This window comes from Streptomyces sp. SID12501 (genome assembly GCF_010550245.1).
Taxonomy (GTDB): domain Bacteria; phylum Actinomycetota; class Actinomycetes; order Streptomycetales; family Streptomycetaceae; genus Streptomyces.
The window spans coordinates 1-391 of sequence record NZ_JAAGLU010001016.1 but is presented as its reverse complement, the minus strand read 5'-3'; the positions used below and the strand labels follow the sequence as shown (position 1 = coordinate 391).

The following is a 391-nucleotide window of genomic DNA, read 5'->3' as shown; positions in this document are numbered from 1 at the left end:
CCCAGCAGGACGACCGCAGCATCGGACTCGTCGGCCACCAGCCGAACGACGAAGGCGATGCCGCCGCCCGCGGTGGCCGCGAGGGTGCCGGCCGTCGGGGACAGCGAGTTGGCGACGACGAGCTGTTCGGTGTCCACCACCCGTGGCAGCGCGGCGGAGAGCCCGGCCAGCACGAAGCGGTTGACGGCGGTGACACAGAGGGCCGAGGCGTAGAAGAGCCAGTCCGGCACCGAGGCGAGGATCAGCAGGGCCGTGCAGCAGGCCAGGGCGGCGCGCAGGAGGTTCCCGTACAGGAAGACCTGGCGGCGGGGCCAGCGGTCCAGCAGAACGCCCGCGAAGGGGCCGATCAGGGAGTACGGGAGCAGGAGCACCGCCATGGCCGAGGCGATGG

Annotated in this window: 1 pseudogene; it reads right to left on the bottom strand. The window is 72.6% G+C overall.

Features of this window, described 5'->3' with window-relative positions:
* A pseudogene (locus G3I71_RS49610) lies at positions 1-391 on the bottom strand (MFS transporter); the annotation flags it as partial.